This is a genomic window from Spiribacter salinus M19-40, assembly GCF_000319575.2.
GTDB lineage: Bacteria > Pseudomonadota > Gammaproteobacteria > Nitrococcales > Nitrococcaceae > Spiribacter > Spiribacter salinus.
Window position 1 is genome coordinate 1 of sequence record NC_021291.1, and the last position, 18,481, is coordinate 18,481.

The following is an 18,481-nucleotide window of genomic DNA, read 5'->3' on the forward strand; positions in this document are numbered from 1 at the left end:
TCTGGCGCGACTTCCAGCCAGCGGTTAGACTCGGCAGCATCTTTACGGGCACTGGCATAAACGGTGTCTCCATCCCTCGGGATCCGGAGGAACAGCATCTTTGGCCGAACGACTCTGGCAAGGTTGTCTACAGCGGCTGGAACGGGAACTCCCCGATCAGCAGCTGAACACCTGGATTCGCCCGCTTCAGGCTGAAGAGCACGGCGACCAGCTGCGGCTGTTCGCGCCAAATCGATTTGTTCTGGACTGGGTGCGAGAGCATTTCTCAGAGCGCATTGAAGAACTCCTGGCAAGCCAGCGCCCGGATGCGCCACCCAAGCTGGCGCTTGAAATCGGCGGCCATGCACCGAGAGCGCCTCGCCCCGTTACACAGCCCCACACGGACAGCCCCACGAGCGCGCCGGCCACGGCCCCGCACAATGCCAACCTGAACCGCGATTTTACTTTCGATACCTTCGTCGAAGGCAAATCCAATCAGTTGGCACGGGCGGCGAGCCTCCAGGTCGTGAATAATCCCGGCGAGGCCTACAACCCTCTGTTTATCTATGGCGGTGTGGGCCTTGGCAAAACCCATCTGATGCATGCCATCGGCAATGCCCTGCTCGCGGTGCGCCCGGATGCCCGAGTGCTCTACCTGCATTCCGAGCGTTTTGTCGCCGACATGATCAAGGCGCTCCAGCACAATGCGATTAACGAGTTCAAACGGCATTATCGGGGCGTCGATGCCCTGCTCATTGATGACATCCAGTTCTTCGCTGGCAAAGAGCGCTCGCAGGAGGAGTTTTTCCACACCTTCAACGCCCTGCTCGAAGGTCATCAGCAGGTGGTAATGAGCTGCGACCGTTACCCCAAAGAGGTAAATGGTCTTGAAGAGCGCCTCAAAAGCCGGTTTGGCTGGGGGTTAACCATCGCCATCGAGCCGCCTGAACTCGAGACACGGGTGGCGATCCTGATGAGTAAAGCCGAGCAAACGGGCGTTCACCTGCCTCCGGAAGTCGCCTTCTTTATCGCCAAGCGGATCCGCTCGAACATCCGCGAACTCGAGGGCGCCTTGCGACGCGTTATCGCCAATGCGCACTTCACTGGGGCGGATATTACGGTTGATTTTACCAAGGGTGCACTGCGGGACTTGCTCGCTCTGCAGGATAAGCTCGTTACCAACGAGAACATCCAGAAAACGGTGGCCGAATACTACAAAATCCGGGTATCTGATCTGTTATCGAAGAGCCGCAGTCGCTCCATTACCCGACCGCGGCAGATGGCCATGGCGCTTGCCAAAGAACTCACTAGCCATAGCCTGCCGGAGATCGGGGAGGCGTTTGGTGGTCGGGATCACACCACCGTGATGCACGCTTGCCGCAAAGTGCAGTCATTGCGCGAATCAGATAGTCGCTTCGATGAGGACTATCACAACCTGTCGAGAACCCTATCATCATGATGTGGATAACGTGTGGGCAAAAGCAGACTCGAAATTCATCCACAGGTTGTGCAGAGATCACCCCCAGTCAAAAGGCGCGTGGCGCACAGTTTCTTATTGGCAATAATGTAAATAAAATCAGACAGATAAAAGGCTTATCCCCCATTCAGGGCCTGCCTTGCTATTACAACTATCTTTAATACAGACTTTAGAGATATAGAGCACAACGGAAGTCATCATGCAGTTTGAAATTGATCGGGATGCGCTCCTTCGCCCACTCCAAGCCGTAATTGGTGTCGTTGAGCGTCGCCAGACGCTACCAGTGCTCGCGAATGTTTTGATCGAGTGCCAAGACAACCGGTTGTTGCTCACCGCGACGGATCTTGAGGTTGAGCTCCGAGCAGATGTCAACCTGGAAGGTGGAGAGCCAGGCCGCCTGACGGTGCCGGCGCGCAAATTGATGGACATCGTTCGCAACCTACCCGATGACAACCCCATCAAGGTGAGTCAGGAGCAGGACAAGGTCGTCGTGCGCGCAGGACGGAGCCGGTTTAGCCTGACCAGCCTCCCGGCAGATGACTTCCCGACAGTGGATGAGGTGGAGGCCAGCCATCGCGTATCCCTGCCACAAGCCCAACTGCGCTGGCTGATCGAGAAAACCCACTTCGCCATGGCGTTGCAGGACGTTCGGTATTATCTGAATGGCTTGTTAATTGAGCTAGAACCCCAGCATCTTCGAGCGGTCGCGACGGATGGTCACCGGCTGGCGCTCTCTGAGCTCTCACCGGAACTCAAATTGGAAGAATCGACGCAGGTGATTGTGCCGCGCAAGGGGATTCAGGAGATGTTGCGACTCCTGGAAGAGTCCGAGGAATCTGTCGAGGTTGTCCTGGGAACGGGGCATGTTCAGGTGACGCTGCCTGAGATTCGCTTCACTTCAAAACTGATTGATGGTCGTTTTCCAGACTACCAGCGGGTGATCCCGGCGGAAGAAGGTCCAGCGGCCGTGGTGGATCGTGAGACATTGCGAAAGGCGTTGGTTCGCGCGTCGATTCTGTCGAATGAAAAATACCGGGGCGTTCGATTCGCATTTGATGCAGAACAGTTGCGCATCCAGTCGAACAATCCCGAACAAGAAGAGGCCCAGGAGGAGATTCCGGCCAGCTACGATGGCGAGGCCGTTGAAATTGGTTTTAACGCGAGCTACATGCTGGATGCGCTGGCTGCGATTGAAGAGGAAACGGTTCGGATTTTCATTCGTGATGCCAATAGCAGTGCGCTGGTCGTGGGCGAGAGCAGCCGCGATGCTCGCTATGTCGTTATGCCCATGCGGCTGTAGTCATGGCAGATGGGCGCAGCGCCCAGGGGCTGGTTGAATTCGGGGTCCAGGGATTTCGGCATCTCGCGCCCACTACGCTGGCATTTAGCACAGACTTCAATGTCATCCACGGCCGCAACGCGGCCGGTAAAACCTCTCTGCTTGAAGCCATTTATTTCCTTGCCCGCTCTCGGAGTTTCATCACACCCCGCTCAGGTCGGATGGTGGCGTCTGATGATCATCGCGTCGTTGTGCACGGGCGGATCCTTGCCCAGGGTCGAACGCATCGGTTGGGTGTCCAGTATCAAAAAGGACAGACCCGAGTTCGGCTTGATGAGCGGGATGTCCAAGCGCTTTCTGAGTCGGCGTGGCTGTTGCCGATCCAGGTCCTGAATACCGAAGCACAGCGGCTACTGACGGATGGGCCGGTATCACGACGGGCGTTCGTTAATTGGGGCGTGTTCCACGTGGAACATGGTTACCGTGAGCGCTGGCGACGCTACCAGCGGGCTTTGAAACAACGGAACGTGGCGTTACGACGCGGTGATCACCAACTGGCTGCAGCGTGGGAGCCAGAAATGGCTGAAGCGGGGGACGTGGTGGATGGTCAGCGTCGGGCTTTTCTCAACCAGTTAATGCCGGCGGCTATGGAAATGGCGACGGCCTGGTTGCCGGATGCGCAGCTGGCGTGGCGGTTTCGTTCGGGGTGGCCAAAAGAGGAATCCTTACGCGATGCCTTGGCACGCGGTCGGGGGAACGAGCTCGCCCAAGGGTTCGGGGTTTACGGGCCGCATCGCGGTGATTTGCGGTTACTGGCTGGCGGTGAGGACGCCGCCGCTCGGTTAAGTCGAGGCCAGCAGAAACTCCTGGTAGCGGCATTACGGATCGCGCTTGTGGAGCATTGGGCGGCGCAGGGCCAGGAACGGCCGGTCGTCTTGGTGGATGATTTACCCGCAGAGCTGGATGAATCGCACCGCATGGCATTGGTCAGTCGGTTAGGGCAATCCGCCGCCCAGCTGTTTCTCACCACGATTGAGCCGAGTCAGATTCCTGGCGCGAAAGACGCGCAATGGTTCCACGTGGAACAGGGCCAGGTGAGGGCAACCACTGATCACGGCTGATCACCCCGTTGTTTAGTTATTTCGGGTATAATTAGAGGCTTAGGCGAAAAGGTACTCCCATGAGCGAACAGCCCGAATACGATTCCTCGCAAATTAAAGTCCTCCGTGGTCTTGACGCCGTGCGCAAGCGGCCCGGGATGTACATCGGCGATACCGATGATGGCACCGGTCTCCACCACATGGTCTTTGAAGTCGCGGACAACGCGGTCGATGAGGCCCTCGCAGGCCATTGCACGGAGATCGAGGTTATTCTGCATGGCGATGACTCCGTGACCGTCGTTGATAACGGGCGGGGTGTCCCGGTGGATATTCACCCCGAGGAAGGTCGATCCGCAGCGGAAGTCATCATGACCGTCCTGCATGCGGGCGGGAAGTTCGATAACAACTCCTACAAAGTCTCGGGCGGCTTGCACGGGGTGGGGGTTTCTGTCGTGAATGCGCTGTCAGACAAGCTGCGCCTGGTCGTGAACAAAAATGGCAAGGTGCATTTGCAGGAGTACGCAGCGGGAGAGCCGGTCACACCGCTGAAAGTCGCGGGTGAGACGGAAGAGACGGGAACACGGATTACGTTTCATCCCAGCCCGGAAGTCTTTACGCACATCGAATTTAACTACGACATCCTGGCCAAGCGGTTTCGGGAGCTGTCCTTCCTGAATCCTGGGGTGCGTATTGCACTGAAGGACGAGCGCAACGACAAGGAAGACGTCTTTGAGTATGCCGGTGGGATCCGGGCGTTTGTTGAGCACCTGAATACCAACAAAAGCCCGCTCCACCCTGCCGTTTTCTATCTCAGTACTCAGCGTGACGACATTATCGTTGAGGTCGCCATGCAGTGGAGCGATTCCTATCAGGAGGCAATCTTCTGCTTTACGAACAACATCCCGCAGAAGGATGGCGGCAGCCATATGTCAGGGTTCCGCGCGGCCCTGACGAGGACGATCAATCACTACATGGATGCCGAGGGCTATAGTAAAAAACTCTCCGTCACGCCAAGCGGGGACGATATCCGCGAAGGCCTGACGGCCGTGATTTCGGTGAAGGTGCCGGATCCGAAGTTCTCGTCCCAGACCAAGGAAAAGCTGGTCTCTTCCGAGGTGAAGGGAGTGGTTGAATCAACACTCTCCGAGGCCTTGAACGCCTTTCTGTATGAAAACCCCAACGATTCCAAGGCCATCGTCGAGAAGGTGGTCGATGCCTCCCGAGCGCGCGAGGCCGCTCGGAAGGCCCGCGAGATGACCCGCCGCAAGGGTGCTCTGGATATTGCTGGCCTGCCTGGAAAGCTCGCCGACTGCCAGGAGAAGGATCCCAGCCTCTCTGAGCTTTATCTGGTCGAGGGTGACTCCGCTGGCGGCTCCGCCAAACAGGGCCGAGATCGGCGCACGCAGGCCATCCTTCCGCTGAAAGGCAAAATCCTGAATGTGGAAAAGGCCCGGTTCGACAAGATGTTGTCTTCCGCCGAGGTCGGGACGCTGATCACCGCGCTCGGTTGTGGCATTGGCCGAGAGGAGTTCGATGCCGACAAGCTGCGCTACCACCGCATCATTATCATGACCGACGCGGATGTGGACGGGTCGCACATTCGCACGTTGCTGCTTACCTTCTTCTATCGGCAGATGTCAGCGCTGGTGGAGCGCGGCCACGTCTATATTGCTCAGCCACCGCTGTACAAGGTCCGGCGTGGGAAGCAAGAGCACTATGTCAAAGACGAGCGGGAGCTCACCAATTATCTCCTGCAATTGTCTTTGTCCGGCGCGAGCCTGTTGCCTGCGGCGAACACACCCGTTGTCGGGCCAGAAGCACTGGAAAAACTCATTCGCCAGTACATCGATACGATGGACATGATTGAGCATCTGAGCCGCCGTTACGACCCCATCATTCTGCGCGCCATGGTGAACTTGCCGCCGCTGGGCGAAGACCAGCTCCGGGACGGTGCCGCCATGGATGCCTGGTTCGAACAGCTGAGCGGCCGAATCAACCAGGGCCTGCCAACCGGCACGGAATACCGGGTACGTGTACAGACGGGCCCGGATGGCGGTTTTCAGGAGGCGGTGGTGACCAAGCGCATGCATGGCATCCTGTATCCGTACACCTTCCCGGCGGCTTTCTTCCTGGCGCGTGAGTACGAAACGATCGGGACGCTGGCTGCGGCGCTGGAGGGGCTGATTGGGGAGGGCGCTGAAATTCGCCGCGGCGAGCGCAGTGAGTCCATCGAGGATTTCCGCCAAGCCGTTGATTGGCTCATGGAGGAAGGCAAACGCGGTTTGTCTGTGCAGCGCTATAAAGGCCTTGGTGAGATGAACCCGGATCAACTCTGGGAGACCACGATGGACCCTGACACCCGGCGTCTGCTGCAAGTGCGCATTGAAGACGTGGTGGGTGCCGATGCGATCTTTACCACACTGATGGGCGATCACGTTGAGCCACGGCGCGAGTTTATAGAGAAAAACGCGTTACAAGTCAGTAACTTGGACGTTTAACGCGGCGCAGTTGGCAGCGTTTCCATCGCTGACTCAATCCAGGCCTCGGTGGCGCGGATGACCTCTGCCGGACTTTTGTCGGTGGTGTCGATGGCTGGCCCAATCCGCACCTGAATCACCCCGGGGCGCAATCGCCAACCATGCCGAAGCCAGTGCTCGCCCGCATTGTGGGCCACTGGTGTAACGGGAACACCCGCTCGACACGCCAGCAAGGCACCGCCCTGCTGATATCGGACTTTCTCTCCAGGCAGCACCCGCGTGCCTTCGGGAAACACCACAACCCAGCGCCCCGCCGCCAGTCGCCGTTCCCCTTGCTCAATGACTTGTCGCAACGCCTCCCGGCTCGCGCCGCGATCGATGGCAATCGGATCCAGCCGCCCAAGCCCCCATCCAAACAGCGGAATACGGAGCAATTCCCGCTTAAGGACCCAGGTCTGTGGGTAGAACCAGGGGAGCAGATTCAACGTCTCCCACGCGCTTTGATGTTTGGCGAGGACCACGCCGGGGGTAGCAGGACGGTGTTCCAGGCCCTCAACATTGACGCGGATGTTGCCAAACACCCGCAGCAGGACGGCAACGAGGTCGCACCAGCGCGTTATCCACCAGTAGCGCCAGCGGATGGGCAGTGGAAAACTCGGCAGACTGATGATTGCCCAGATGATCACGGTGACCACCAGTCCGGTATAAAACAGGACCCCGCGCACCAAACTGCCCCGGTGCGTCATGGGGCCGGAAGCTGAGGTTTCGGTGGTCATAATGGCTCGCCCACTGCCGCACGCGGCGCCGTGAGCGCACCAACGGCAGTCACCAGGTTATCGAAGACGGGCACGTGCGCAAAAGCGGCGTCGCGCGCCAGCGCCTTCAGGCTACCGGGAAGGGGCTGCCATTGGTCAGGCGTCAGGATGGCATCCGGCGAATCCGCGTTGATGACGCCATCTCGATCAAGCAGGACGAGCGCCGGCCACACGGCTCACACCGACTCGGGCAGTGCAGAGACGTCCGCAATCGCCAGGAACAGCCCTTGCAAGCGCTGTAGCAAGGCCAGTCGGTTGGCCTGGCGCGCCGGGTCGTCGCTCATGACCATGACCTCGTCAAAAAACCGATCCACAGGTGCCTTCAGCTCGGCGAGCTGGGCCAGGGCCTGGCTGTACTCTCCGCCTTCGATATGCCGCTGAACGTCGCCTTGCCGTGCCTCGATGGCCTCATAGAGCTCACGCTCCGCCGTGTCGTTCAGCCGGTTAGCGTCGACCACGGCCTCGGGTAGTGCCTCAGCGCGCCGCAGGATATTGCGAATGCGCTTATTGGCCCCTGCCAGGCTGCCGGCGGCGGGGAGCTGGGAGAAGTCTTTGCAGGCATGGATGCGCCGATCAAAGTCGAGTGGCTCGAAGTCGTTGACATCGAGTACGGAGCGCACGGCCTCAAACAGCTCCGCAGCGAAGCCTGCTTCCAGATAAATGGCACGCAGACGCTCCAGGCAGAACGCCGTTAGCGCGGGGACCTGCTCGGCGGCATTTAGCCCGGGTGGCTGGGCGGCCCCCGCCTCGCTAAAGAGCGCGTGCAGGTTGATGGCATGCTCACCCTCGATGAGCGTGCGAAGTAGCCCCACCGCGGCGCGCCGCAGAGCGAAGGGGTCTTTGGCACCGGTCGGTGCCTTGCCGATCGCGAAAATACCGATGAGGGTATCCGCTCGGTCAACCACGGCCATGAGTTGGCCAAGCGGCGTTGCCGCAATGGCATCACCCGCCTGGCGGGGCCGATAGATCTCCTCAAGGGCGTCGGCGACCGCCTCGGCCTCGCCATCCTCGTGTGCGTAATACCGGCCCATGACCCCCTGCAGATCCGGAAACTCACCCACCATTTCGGTAAGCAGGTCGGCTTTCGAGAGTGCGGCGGCCCGCTCGCCAAGCGCTGGCGTGGTCCCCATCTGGGTGGCGAAGCGCGAGGCAAGCTGCGCCACGCGCTGGGCCTTGTCTTGAACACTACCGAGTGATTTCTGAAAGACCACGGCGCGCAGTCCATCCTGACGCTCGGCGAGGGGTCGGGCCCGGTCCTGGTCCCAAAAAAACGCCGCATCGGCCAGCCGGGGTCGAATGACGCGCTCATTGCCGGCAATCACGCGCTGCGGATCCCGGCTTTCAATGTTGGCAACCGTGATAAAGCGCGGCAGCAGTTTTCCGTCCGCATCGCGGACGGGGAAATAGCGTTGGTGCTCCTGCATGCTGGAGACAAGCGCCTCCGGTGGTACACGGAGGAAATCCGCATCGAAGCTTCCCGAAAGCACCACGGGCCATTCCACCAGCGCATTGACCTCGTCAATCAGCGCGGTCTCCATCACGGCATGCCCGCCCAGGCGCTCGCCTTCTGCGCGGACGCCTTCGATGATCATGTCTCGACGTTCGGTCATCTCAACGGCCACATAGGCCGCGCGCAGACGGGCCTCGTAGTCATCAGCTCGAGCAATTTCCACCGGGTCGGGGTGGTGGAACCGGTGACCCCGACTCTGGCGGCTGCTGTCCACACCGAAGAACGTCGCTGGCACCACCGCATCGCCCAGGAGCAGCACCACCCAGTGCACGGGCCGGACAAATTCCGCGCTCTGGCTGCCCCAGCGCATGCGTTTTGGCACAGGGAGCCCCGTCAGGGCCTGCTCGATGATGCCCGGGAGTAGCTCGGCCGTGGACTGGCCGGTTTCCACCCCGCGGTGAACCAGCCAGGCACCTTCCGCCGTCTCAAGCTGCGCCAGTGCTGCGACGTCAACACCGCAGCTGCGGGCAAAGCCCTCGGCGGCCTGAGTGGGTGCCCCGGATTCATCGAACGCCACGTTGATGGCGGGTCCGCGTTTTTCGAATGGGCGATCAGGTTGTTGAACGGCCACATCGGCAATGCGCACCGCCAGTCGTCGAGGCGCACCGAGGCCAGTGGCTTTGCCATGGGGGATGCCGGCCTTTTCGAGGCCGGCGACCAGGTTGTTGGTCAGCGCATCACTGAGGGAGGCCAGCGCCCCGGGCGGGAGTTCCTCCATACCCAGCTCGAACAGCAGCGTTTCAGCGGCTTGGCTCATGCAACGCTCCTGCGTGATGCGTTATCCCGACACAGCGGAAATCCGAGCGCTTCCCGCGCCTCGTAATACGCCTTCGCAGCGCTTCGCGCCATGGTGCGAACGCGCAGGATGTAGCCCTGGCGTTCAGTGACGGAAATCGCATGGCGGGCATCCAGCAGATTGAAGGTATGGGAGGCCTTCATGGTCATTTCGTACGCGGGTAATGGCAGCTCGGCCTCCACCAGGCGCAGGGCCTCGCGTTCGCAGGTGTCAAACCAGGCAAAGAGGCTGTCGACATCCGCTTCTTCAAAGTTATAGCGAGACTGTTCGCGCTCGTTTTGCAGGTAGACATCGCCGTAGGTCACCGGCCCGTCCGGGCCATCGGTCCAGATGAGGTCGTAGACGCTTTCGACCTCCTGGAGGTACATCGCGATGCGCTCGAGCCCGTAGGTGATCTCCCCCATCACCGGATGGCAGTCGAGCCCGCCGGCCTGCTGGAAGTACGTGAACTGGGTGATTTCCATGCCATTGAGCCAGATTTCCCAACCCAGACCCCATGCCCCCAGGGTCGGTGACTCCCAGTTATCTTCGACAAAGCGGATATCGTGGATGAGCGGGTCGATACCGAGCGACTCGAGCGAGCCCAGATACAGTTCCTGAAAGTCCGCGGGTGACGGTTTGAGGACCACCTGGAACTGGTAGTAGTGCTGCAGCCGATTGGGATTCTCGCCATAGCGTCCGTCCGTCGGCCGTCGCGAGGGCTGAACGTAGGCGGCGCGCCAAGGCTCCGGGCCAATGGCCTTCAGGAAGGTCGCCGGGTGAAACGTCCCGGCACCGACTTCCATATCCAGCGGCTGCATGACGACGCAACCGCGCTGCGCCCAATAGGTCTGAAGGGCGAGAATGAGTTCCTGAAAGGTCATTGATTCTCCGAAGAATCCGCGAAATGCCAGGCAGTATAGCTCGCCGGGCTGGCGGCTGTCAGGGTGCGGCGCGCCCGTGTTTGCACCATAATGAGACTGTAATGCGGGTATCTGCACCGTTAAGGTGCAGTTTCGGGTGTCGGCCAATCGGCGGCGGGATTAATGGCCCGTTTTGGTGCGTTCTACCCAATTTGGCACGGAACATGCTTCCTCCGCGGGGGCAAAACTTTTTGATTGAACAAGACTGGAGGCCGAACCATGGCAATGTCCGCCGACGACGTACTCAAGATGATCAAGGAGCACGAGGTCCGCTTTGTGGATCTGCGCTTCACCGACCCGAAAGGCAAATCACAGCACGTGACGCTGCCCGCCCATGCCATTGATGCGGACGCGTTTGCGGAAGGCAAAATGTTCGATGGCTCCTCGATCGAGGGCTGGAAGGGCATTAACGAGTCGGACATGATCCTGATGCCGGATCCCGATACGGCGGTGCTGGATCCGTTCTTTGATGACGCCACGCTGATTCTGATCTGCAACATCATCGAGCCGAATACCATGCAGGGTTACGGCCGCGATCCGCGTTCCATCGCTGAGCGCGCCGAGGCCTATCTGCAGTCCACCGGCATTGGCGACGTGGCCTATTTCGGCCCGGAGAACGAGTTCTTCGTATTCGATGACGTCCGTTACGGCACGAACATGAGCGGGTCGTTCTACAAGATCGACTCCGAAGAGGCCGACTGGAACACCGAGAAGGTCTACCCCGACGGGAACATGGGCCACCGCCCGGGCGTGAAGGGTGGCTACTTCCCCGTTCCGCCGGTGGACAGCCTCCATGACATGCGCTCGGCCATGTGTGAGTGCCTCACCGAGATGGGCCTCGAGACCGAGGTTCACCATCACGAGGTTGCCACTGCCGGCCAGTGTGAGATTGGCGTCGGGTTTAACACCCTGGTGCGCAAGGCCGATGAGGTCCAGGCGCTGAAGTACGTCGTGCACAACGTAGCGGCCGCCTACGGCAAAACGGCGACGTTTATGCCGAAGCCGGTGGTGGGCGATAACGGTAGTGGCATGCACGTGCATCAGTCCATTGGCAAGACCGGTGAGATGCTGTTCGCGGGCGATCAGTACGGTGGCCTGTCCGAGACGGCGCTGTATTACATCGGTGGCATCATCAAGCACGCCAAGGCCATCAACGCCTTCGCCAACGCCTCCACCAACTCTTACAAGCGCCTGGTGCCAGGCTTCGAGGCCCCCGTGCTGCTCGCCTACTCGGCGCGCAACCGCTCGGCCTCGGTCCGGATCCCATGGGTTGCCAATCCCAAGGCCCGGCGCGTGGAAATCCGCTTCCCGGATAGCACAGCCAATCCGTATCTCTGCTTTGCCGCGATGCTCATGGCCGGCCTTGACGGCATCCAGAACAAGATCCATCCCGGCGATGCCATGGACAAGGATCTATACGACCTGCCGCCCGAGGAAGAGGCCGAGATCGCAAAAGTCGCCTTCTCGCTCGAAGAGGCGCTGGATGCTCTCGATGCAGACCGCGAGTTCCTGAAGGTTGGCGGTGTGTTCACGGATGACGCCATCGATGGCTACATCGACCTGAAGCGCGAAGAAGTCCTGCAGCTGCGGATGACCACGCATCCGGTCGAGTTCGACCTTTACTACAGCGTCTAAAGCGCGCTACGCGGCGACCCCTGCTTTGGTGGGGGTTGCCGCTTCCGGGCACTTCCACCCTGCTCCCCTATCCGCTGCACGGCTAGAGGTCGCAGGGTAAAAGTACCCGAAATCGGCAACGCCCCGATGGGCTTGATTCGCTGAGCGGCCCAGGTTTGCCGATTTCGATGGCTTATCCCGTGCGACCTCTAACCGCGTAGCGGGTAGGGGAGCTCGGGAGAAGTCATCGGAAGCGGCACTGCACCGCACTGCCTATCAGACCCTAACGCACAACGGGCTCGCACCAAAATGGTGCGCCCACCCACCCTGAGGTTTATACTGAATGCGCCATCAAAGCCGTTCAGTGCGCTGGCGCGGTTCTTGCTACATCTCAGTGCAATGATGAGAGAGCCCGTGAAAGACGCCACCCACGAAGTCCTCGACAACCTCACCCGCGCAGTGGTCGTGGTCGATGCGCAGTGCCGTATCCAGCTGCTCAATGCGGCCGCAGAGACCCTGTTTCAGCTGAGCAGTCGTCAGGCCCTTGGCGAGACGCTCACGACGCTCTTTCCTGGTGTTGCCGTATTGAATGACGCGATTGGCCATGCACTCGACGAGGGCGCGAGCTATGCCGAGCGGGAGATCCGGATCCATCTCGGTGGCGAGCGTACCGCGACGGTCGATTGCGCCATCACCCCCCTACCTGAGACCCGGCTTTTGTTGGAGTTTGAGCAGATTGACCGGCATTTGCGCATTTCTCGGGAAAACCGCCTGATCGCCCAGAACCAGGCGGTTCGGGAACTGATTCGCGGTCTGGCCCACGAGATTAAAAATCCGCTGGGGGGTCTGCGTGGGGCCGCCCAATTGCTGGAGGCCGAGCTGGCCGAGCCCGAACACCGTGAATACACGCAGATCATCATTAACGAGGCGGACCGCCTGCGCACCCTGGTCAATGGCCTGTTGGGGCCGGAAAACCGGCCCGACCGGCAGCTGACCAATCTCCATGAGGTGCTCGAGCGTGTGCGTCACCTGGCGGTTGCCGAGGCGCCCGCGGGTGTCACGATCGCGCGGGATTATGATCCCAGTATCCCGAGCCTGCCCGCCGCTGGCGATCAGCTGATTCAGGCCTTGCTCAACCTGGTGCGCAATGCATTGCAGGCCCTGGGTGATGAAGGGGAGATCACGATTCAGTCCCGCACGCAGCGGCGTTTTACGATCGGCCACAAACAGCACCGTCTCGTCGCGCGTATCGATATACGGGATAACGGCCCCGGTATCCCGCCATCCCTGCAGGACCAAATTTTCTACCCGATGGTGACCGGCCGCGCCGAGGGCAGCGGTATTGGTCTGCCGATGGCCCAAACCCTGGTGAACCAGCATGGCGGGCTGATCGAGTGCAGCAGCGAGCCCGGCTGCACGGTGTTCACCGTCTGGTTGCCCCTGGAGGAGTCTCATGGCTGAAACAACGAGCGTCTGGATTGTCGATGACGATCGCTCGATTCGCTGGGTGCTGAAAAAAGCCCTTGAGCGCGCTGGCATGGCGGCGGTGGATTTTGAAACCGGTGAAGAGGCGCTGGCCGCGCTTGAGCGTGAAACCCCGGATGTCCTGATCACCGACATTCGCATGCCGCGGCTCGACGGGTTAACGCTGATGCAGCGTTTTCATGCCCAGAATCCGGCGATGCCGGTGATCGTGATCACCGCCCATTCCGATCTGGATGCCGCGGTCTCCGCCTATGAAGGCGGTGCGTTCGAGTATCTCCCGAAACCCTTCGATGTTGAGGAGGCGGTCGAGCTGGTCCGACGTGCGGCGGCAGCGGCCCAAAGCAGCGCGCCGCCCGAGGCCCGTCGCGAGGACCTGCCCGAGATCATCGGTGAGGCACCGGCCATGCAGGAGGTGTTTCGGGCCATCGGCCGACTGTCGCGCTCGAACATCACGGTCTTGATTAATGGCGAATCCGGCACCGGTAAAGAACTCGTCGCCGGCTCCTTGCACCGGCATAGCCCGCGCGCCGAAAAGCCGTTTATTGCCCTGAACATGGCGGCCATTCCCCGAGACCTGATGGAATCCGAGCTCTTTGGGCATGAAAAAGGCGCATTTACCGGCGCCCACCAGGTTCGTCGGGGCCGATTCGAGCAAGCCGATGGGGGCACGCTGTTTCTCGATGAAATCGGCGACATGCCGGCAGAACTGCAGACGCGCCTGCTGCGTGTGCTTGCCGATGGGGAGTTCTATCGCGTGGGGGCGCATACGCCGATGCGCGTCGATGTCCGCATCATTGCAGCGACCCACCAGAACCTTGAGCACCTCGTCGAGGAAGGCCGCTTTCGGGAAGACCTCTTCCATCGCCTGAATGTTATCCGCATCCATTGCCCGGCTTTGCGCGAGCGGCAGGCGGATATTCCGGCCCTCGCGGATCATTTCCTTCAGCGTGCCGCGCGGGAGCTGAATGTCGAGCCCAAGCAGCTCACCCCGGATGTGCAGCAGCGTTTCCGGCAATTGCCCTGGCCGGGGAATGTGCGGGAGCTCGAGAACACCTGTCGCTGGTTAACGGTGATGGCCAGCGGTCGAGACGTCCAAATGGATGACCTGCCGCAGGAGATCGCCCACGCCCAGCCCGAAGAGGAATCGGCGGTGGACTGGGAGAGCGCGCTGGCCCGATGGGCCGATCACAAGGCCGCGGGCCAGAGTGTGGGGGCATTGTCCGAGGCGCAGGAGCGGCTTGAGCGTATCCTGATCGAGGCGGCCCTGCGGCGCACGGGTGGCCGGCGCCAGGATGCCGCCCGTCTACTTGGCTGGGGCCGCAATACGCTCACACGAAAGATTCGGGATCTGCAGATGCAGGTATGATGTGGGGATGCGCCTGCATGTCGTCCTGCACAGCCCGGAAATCCCGCCCAACACCGGCAATGTCATCCGCCTGTGTGCCAACAGTGGCGCTCGGCTGCATCTGATCCGGCCCCTCGGGTTTGCGCTGGATGATGCCCGCATGCGCCGCGCCGGGCTGGATTACCACGAACTGGCCACGCTGCAGGTACACGACGATCTGGCTGCATTCTGTCACACGATGCAGCCGGATCGGCTGTGGGCCTTCACAACGCGCGGTTCGAGCCGCTTCGATGCGCCGACTTATCGCAGCGGTGATGCCTTGCTTTTTGGTAGCGAAACGGCGGGGCTACCGGCGGACATCCTGGCCTCGATAGCGCCAGAGGCCCGGCTGCGTTTGCCGATGCGACCCGGTAACCGGAGTCTCAACTTGTCGAACAGTGTGGCCGTTGCGGTGTATGAGGCCTGGCGGCAGTTGGGCTACGCCGGCTCGGTCTAGGCCAGGGTCAGTCCGGCCCGAACTCCGATTTTGGTGCGCGTTGCATGAGGGCGCTGGCGGCCGCTCGCGGTGAGGTCTCGCCGCTGACGACCTGGTGGACGGCGTGGCTGATCGGCATGTCCACGCCTCGGGTTGTGGCGAGCGCCTCCAGCTCTCCAGCGGTTCGGATGCCTTCAACGACCTGGCCGATCGACTGGGCGGCATCGTCTACTGACTCACCCCGGCCAAGGGCAAGGCCCAGACGGCGATTGCGAGACTGATCATCGGTACAGGTCAGGATGAGATCGCCCATGCCGGCCAGGCCGGTGAGTGTGGTGTCCTGCGCGCCCATCTTGACCCCAAGGCGGCGGACCTCGGCGAGTCCGCGGGTGATCAGACCAGCGCGGGCGTTCGCGCCAAAGCCCAGTCCGTCAGCGATGCCGGTGGCGATGGCCAGGACGTTTTTCACCGCACCGCCCAGCTCGACGCCCACCACATCCGTCGACGTGTACACCCGAAAGCGGCCGTCATGGAATGCGCTGGCGAGTTGCTCAGCACAGTCGCCGGGCTCACTGGCCAAGGCAACCGCCGTCGGCAGGCCCCGGGCCACTTCGCCGGCAAAGCTGGGCCCGGAGAGAACCCCTAACGGATGACCAGGCAAGGCGCTGGCGGCCAGGGTGTGCAGCAGCCCGCCGCCAGCCGCGTCCAGGCCCTTGGTGGCCCAGACCACCGGTGTCCCCGGTGTGATCACGCGCGCTAGCTGCTGGATGACGGCGTGGAAGGCTCCGCTCGGGACAACGACCAGTATCGCCTGCGCCCCACGGACAGCGGCTGCCAGGTCGGGTTGCGGCTCGATGCTGTCGGGTAATGGCACATCGGGTAGGTAGCGCTGATTACAGCCTGCTTGGGCCATCTGCTGGATGGCCTCCGGGTTGTGCCCCCACAGCCTCACGGCATGGCCATTGCGGGCCAGGACGAGGGCGAGGGCGGTACCCCACGAACCGCTGCCGAGCACCGCGAACGGCTGCATGCGGGCTAGCCGTCGCTGCGCTCTTCCCCGGATGAGCGCCGGCGAGCATAAAGCGCGTCGAAGTTGACCGGGGAGAGGGTCATGGGGGGAAATCCGGCCTTGGCGGTCAAATCCGTGACCGCCTCGCGGGCATAAGGAAACAGCACGCTGGGGCAGTAGGCACCGAGCAGCTGATCGCGCACCGTGTCCTCAAAGCCGGTTACGGTAAAGACGCCGGCCTGATGGACTTCGCACAAGTAGACGGTCTTTTCTTCCATTTGCGCGGTGACCGTGACGGTGACGACGACCTCATGCAGGTTCTCGTCAATCGCCTGGTGACGCGTGTTGAGCTCGACTTTGGCCTCGGGCTTCCAGGACTGGCGAAACACCTCTGGCGTGCCGGGTGTCTCCAGTGAGCCGTCCTTAAGATAGATTTTCTGGATGGCGAACTGCTGTTGGTCGGCCTCGCTGGCCGCACCGGCGTTATCGGGCTGGGTGGCGCCATTGCCGTTGGGGGTCTCTGCCATGTTAAGCCTCAGTGTCGGGTGAACAGATCAGTTTAAAACGCGGTTACCTGCGGCCTTGCGTGGGCATGCTCGCTTCGCGCCAGGCGTTGAGCCCACCGCGAAGCTGATGGACTTCCGGCCACCCGAGCGCTTTGAGCGCATTAACTGCCTTGAGCGTGCGCTGGCCGTTGTCGCAATAAACGACAATACTGCGGTCTTTGAAGCGCTTTAGCCGGTCTTGGCGCTGGTCGAGATATTCCATGGGAATATTGACCGCGCCCGGCAGGTGGCTGGTTTGGTAAGCGTTTTCATTGCGGATGTCGACAAAGACGGCCTCGTCCCGGTTGTACAGTCGGGTGGCCTCCACGACATCAAGCGCATTGCGACTGCGCCGAAAGTTCATGATCTCATTGGCCACCAGGGCGGCCAGCACCACGACGAGCGCGGCGATGAGCAAGGGGTGGTTCACACTGAATTCGATAACTCTTTCCATGACCCGGCGCTGTTAGCATTGAATGATGGAGCGGGAGTATACCAGCCGAAATGAACAGCCGATGATGCGTTGGTGTTGGATTGTGGCCGTCATGGTTTTCTCTACGGCGCTCGGCAACGAGCCGGCGTCTCTTGACGAGCGCCAGGCGCGGCTTGAGACCCTGCATGAGGAGATCGGTGAGATCGGCGAGCGGATCGCCGCCGAGCGTGACCGTGCGGGGGGTGTCGAGGCTGAGCTCGCTCGCCTTGAGCAGCGGATCGGTGACGAGCGCCGGGCCCTGGCAGGGTTGGATGAGCAAATTCAGGCGAATGCCGCGGAAGTCGCCGAGCTCGAGTCAGCAGTGGCGCGCGAAACGGCCGAGGCGCAGCAGCATCGGGCCTTTCTGGCCGCCACCATTCGCTCGGCCTATCGCCGTGGTCAGGCCGATATGCTGCGGCTGCTGCTCGGCGAAAACGATCCTGCCGAGGTCCAGCGCCTGCTGGTCTACCAGCGCCACCTCGGCGCCGCCCGGGCCCATCGGCTCACCCAGGCGCAGGACGCTTTGCAGTCTCTGCAGGCACGGCGTGCGGCGTTGTCTGAGGCGCTGGCCCGTCAGCGCACGGATCGTGAAGCCCGCGCGGTGGCGCTGGCCACTTTGCAATCCAGTTTGGGTGAGCGTGAGGCGCTGCTGGCGGATATCGAAGACCGGATTGAGCGGGGTGATGCCCAAATTGCCTCGCGCCGCGAGGAAGCGGCCAGTCTGGCCAGCCTGATCGAGGAGATTGAGGCGCGCCTTGGCGAGGAGCGCCTCGGAGCCGAACCGCCGGATCTGCCGGCGCGTCAGGGTGAACTGGACTGGCCATTGGAAGGCCCGCTGCTGGCGCGTTATGGCAGCCAGCGCGCGGACGATCTGCAGTGGACCGGGCTGCTGATTGGCGCGGAGGCGGGCACGGAGGTCACCGCGCCGGCTGCCGGCCGGGTTGTTTTCTCTGATTGGTTGCGCGGCATGGGGTTGCTGCTCATTATTGATCACGGCAACGGGTTCATGAGCCTGTATGGACGCAACCAGGCCCTGTACTTTGAGGTCGGAGAGGCGGTCAGGGCCGGTGATGTCATTGCCACGGTGGGCCGCAGCGGTGGCCGCCATGAAACCGCCCTGTACTTCGAGCTCCGCGCCGACGGTGAGCCGATCGACCCCGTCGCCTGGTTGCAAACAGGCGGTCATCAGACCTGAGGATAC

Annotated in this window: 16 protein-coding genes; 9 read left to right on the top strand and 7 right to left on the bottom strand. The window is 61.5% G+C overall.

What is annotated here, in order from left to right; translation table 11 throughout:
- The first annotated feature begins 100 nt into the window (after positions 1-100).
- The 4 genes from dnaA (at position 101) to gyrB (ending at position 6,333) form a co-directional block, all read left to right on the top strand.
- Positions 101-1,438 (top strand): chromosomal replication initiator protein DnaA, encoded by a 1,338-nt coding sequence (gene dnaA / locus SPISAL_RS00005; protein ID WP_016352409.1) that lies wholly within the window; start codon positions 101-103, stop codon positions 1,436-1,438.
- Positions 1,439-1,655: 217 nt separating this feature from the next.
- A complete protein-coding gene (dnaN, locus tag SPISAL_RS00010; protein ID WP_016352410.1) occupies positions 1,656-2,756 on the top strand; it encodes a DNA polymerase III subunit beta in 1,101 nt (366 codons plus the stop codon).
- 2 nt (positions 2,757-2,758) lie between these two features.
- Entirely contained in the window at positions 2,759-3,856 is a 1,098-nt protein-coding gene (recF, locus tag SPISAL_RS00015) for a DNA replication/repair protein RecF (RefSeq protein ID WP_016352411.1), read from the top strand.
- 59 nt (positions 3,857-3,915) lie between these two features.
- Positions 3,916-6,333, top strand: a complete 2,418-nt coding sequence (gene gyrB / locus SPISAL_RS00020; RefSeq protein WP_016352412.1) for a DNA topoisomerase (ATP-hydrolyzing) subunit B — start codon at positions 3,916-3,918, stop codon at positions 6,331-6,333.
- On the opposite strand, the gene SPISAL_RS00025 is transcribed toward gyrB, so the two are convergent.
- From SPISAL_RS00025 to glyQ, 4 genes are read right to left on the bottom strand one after another with little or no spacing between them, the layout of a single operon-like run.
- A complete protein-coding gene (locus tag SPISAL_RS00025; RefSeq protein WP_016352413.1) occupies positions 6,330-7,088 on the bottom strand; it encodes a lysophospholipid acyltransferase family protein in 759 nt (252 codons plus the stop codon). The genes gyrB and SPISAL_RS00025 overlap by 4 nt on opposite strands.
- Positions 7,085-7,300: a histidinol-phosphatase gene (locus SPISAL_RS08955; RefSeq protein ID WP_016352414.1), complete on the bottom strand. Its 216-nt coding sequence runs from the start codon at positions 7,298-7,300 to the stop codon at positions 7,085-7,087. The genes SPISAL_RS00025 and SPISAL_RS08955 overlap by 4 nt, the downstream gene beginning before the upstream one ends.
- A gap of 3 nt (positions 7,301-7,303) precedes the next feature.
- A complete protein-coding gene (gene glyS / locus SPISAL_RS00035; RefSeq protein ID WP_016352415.1) occupies positions 7,304-9,394 on the bottom strand; it encodes a glycine--tRNA ligase subunit beta in 2,091 nt (696 codons plus the stop codon).
- A complete protein-coding gene (gene glyQ, locus SPISAL_RS00040) occupies positions 9,391-10,296 on the bottom strand; it encodes a glycine--tRNA ligase subunit alpha (protein WP_016352416.1) in 906 nt (301 codons plus the stop codon). The genes glyS and glyQ overlap by 4 nt, the downstream gene beginning before the upstream one ends.
- A gap of 264 nt (positions 10,297-10,560) precedes the next feature.
- Here glyQ and glnA point away from each other — a divergent pair, with 264 nt between their 5' ends.
- The 4 genes from glnA (at position 10,561) to SPISAL_RS00060 (ending at position 15,275) form a co-directional block, all read left to right on the top strand.
- Positions 10,561-11,970: a glutamate--ammonia ligase gene (gene glnA / locus SPISAL_RS00045; RefSeq protein WP_016352417.1), complete on the top strand. Its 1,410-nt coding sequence runs from the start codon at positions 10,561-10,563 to the stop codon at positions 11,968-11,970.
- A 393-nt stretch (positions 11,971-12,363) separates the two neighbouring features.
- Complete coding sequence (glnL, locus tag SPISAL_RS00050) at positions 12,364-13,410, top strand: nitrogen regulation protein NR(II) (RefSeq protein WP_016352418.1); 1,047 nt, start codon at positions 12,364-12,366, stop codon at positions 13,408-13,410.
- The gene (gene ntrC / locus SPISAL_RS00055; RefSeq protein WP_016352419.1) at positions 13,403-14,800 is read left to right on the top strand and encodes a nitrogen regulation protein NR(I); all 1,398 of its coding nucleotides are present in this window, start codon (positions 13,403-13,405) and stop codon (positions 14,798-14,800) included. The genes glnL and ntrC overlap by 8 nt, the downstream gene beginning before the upstream one ends.
- A gap of 7 nt (positions 14,801-14,807) precedes the next feature.
- On the top strand, positions 14,808-15,275 hold the full coding sequence (locus SPISAL_RS00060; protein ID WP_016352420.1) for a tRNA (cytidine(34)-2'-O)-methyltransferase: 468 nt from the start codon (positions 14,808-14,810) through the stop codon (positions 15,273-15,275).
- 7 nt (positions 15,276-15,282) lie between these two features.
- Here the strand turns inward: SPISAL_RS00060 and SPISAL_RS00065 are convergent, their stop codons facing one another.
- Genes SPISAL_RS00065 through SPISAL_RS00075 form a run of 3 tightly spaced genes read right to left on the bottom strand, consistent with a single transcriptional unit; the run spans position 15,283 to position 17,262 of the window.
- Positions 15,283-16,284: an NAD(P)H-dependent glycerol-3-phosphate dehydrogenase gene (locus SPISAL_RS00065; protein ID WP_016352421.1), complete on the bottom strand. Its 1,002-nt coding sequence runs from the start codon at positions 16,282-16,284 to the stop codon at positions 15,283-15,285.
- A 5-nt stretch (positions 16,285-16,289) separates the two neighbouring features.
- Positions 16,290-16,790, bottom strand: coding sequence for a protein-export chaperone SecB (gene secB, locus SPISAL_RS00070; protein ID WP_016352422.1), 501 nt, complete (start codon positions 16,788-16,790; stop codon positions 16,290-16,292).
- Between the two features lie 43 nt (positions 16,791-16,833).
- Positions 16,834-17,262: a rhodanese-like domain-containing protein gene (locus tag SPISAL_RS00075; RefSeq protein WP_016352423.1), complete on the bottom strand. Its 429-nt coding sequence runs from the start codon at positions 17,260-17,262 to the stop codon at positions 16,834-16,836.
- Positions 17,263-17,323: 61 nt separating this feature from the next.
- On the opposite strand from SPISAL_RS00075, the gene SPISAL_RS00080 reads away from it, so the two are divergent.
- Positions 17,324-18,475 carry a murein hydrolase activator EnvC family protein gene (locus SPISAL_RS00080; protein ID WP_187287968.1) on the top strand — a complete coding sequence of 384 codons (1,152 nt, stop codon included), beginning with the start codon at positions 17,324-17,326 and terminating at the stop codon, positions 18,473-18,475.
- Positions 18,476-18,481 lie beyond the last annotated feature (6 nt).